The sequence below is a fragment of the Halobellus sp. Atlit-38R genome (assembly GCF_003665925.1).
GTDB classification, from domain to species: Archaea; Halobacteriota; Halobacteria; order Halobacteriales; family Haloferacaceae; genus Haloquadratum; species Haloquadratum inordinatus.
This window is the reverse complement of the sequence record NZ_QXIJ01000054.1, coordinates 1-1,007: the sequence shown is the minus strand read 5'-3', so window position 1 is coordinate 1,007 and position 1,007 is coordinate 1. Positions and strand designations below refer to the sequence as shown.

1 protein-coding gene is annotated in these 1,007 nt (G+C 55.9%); it reads left to right on the top strand.

The features are described from left to right. The coding region (locus D3D02_RS18040) for an IS110 family transposase (protein WP_121571315.1) at positions 1–794 on the top strand (794 nt) is incomplete at its 5' end. Positions 795–1,007 lie beyond the last annotated feature (213 nt).

Genomic DNA, 1,007 nt, shown 5'->3' with positions numbered 1-1,007 from the left:
TCACCCTCGTTAACCCATCAAAGAACCGGATCATCGCCGACGCGGCAGTCAAGACTGACCGCGTCGATGCGAAGCGGCTCGCCCAGATGCTTCGGGCAGATATGCTCGCTGAGAGCTACGTCCCGCCGGACGAGATCCGCGTCCTGCGGGATCTCGTCCGGACGCGGAAATCGCTCGTCGAAGAGCGGACAGCTGAGAAAAACCGCGTCAGAGCTGTCCTTACGCGTACCGACAACACCTACGACAGCGAGTTGTTTGGTCCAACTGGCCGAGAGTTCCTGGCGGAACTCTCTCTCAGCGATGCTAATCGAGCAATTCTAGAAGCTCACCTCTCAGTGATTGACGCCTACGACAAGCAGATCGAGAAGATAGAGGAGAAGATCGAACGAAAGGTACTGGAATCGCCAGCAGCCCAACGGCTGCTGACGATTCCTGGAGTTGGTCAGTACACAGCTGCTGTAATTGTGGCTGAGATTGGTGAGATTGATCGGTTCGACAAGGACAAACAGCTCGTGAGTTACGCTGGACTCGATCCAGTCGTCCACCAGTCTGGTGACAAAGAGGTGCGTGGGAGCATCAGCAAAGAGGGCTCAGCGCCGTTGCGCTGGGCCCTCGTCCAATGTGCCAGCATAGCTGTCCGGTGTGACGAGTACCTCGGGAACTTCTACACACGGCTGGAACAGCGGAAGAACCACCAGATCGCAATCGTCGCAACGGCTCGGAAGATGTTGGTCTCGATTTTCCATATGCTCACGCGGAAGGAACCATACGATCCACCGGGGGTGAGTGCCTGAGCGATCTATCGGATCGCTCAGGCACGGGTTCGCCTTCCGTCCGCACAGCAACCGCTACCGCATTCACGAGTCCCCAGCCTATCGGATAACGAACCGGTCGGAGATCACTGCTGTCTGGTGATTCGATGGCCTACATTCGGGTGAGCTGAAGCTCACCCCAATAATTATCATCAATCACCTGCTATTTTTCGTTGCAGGATTTTCATAGGAGTT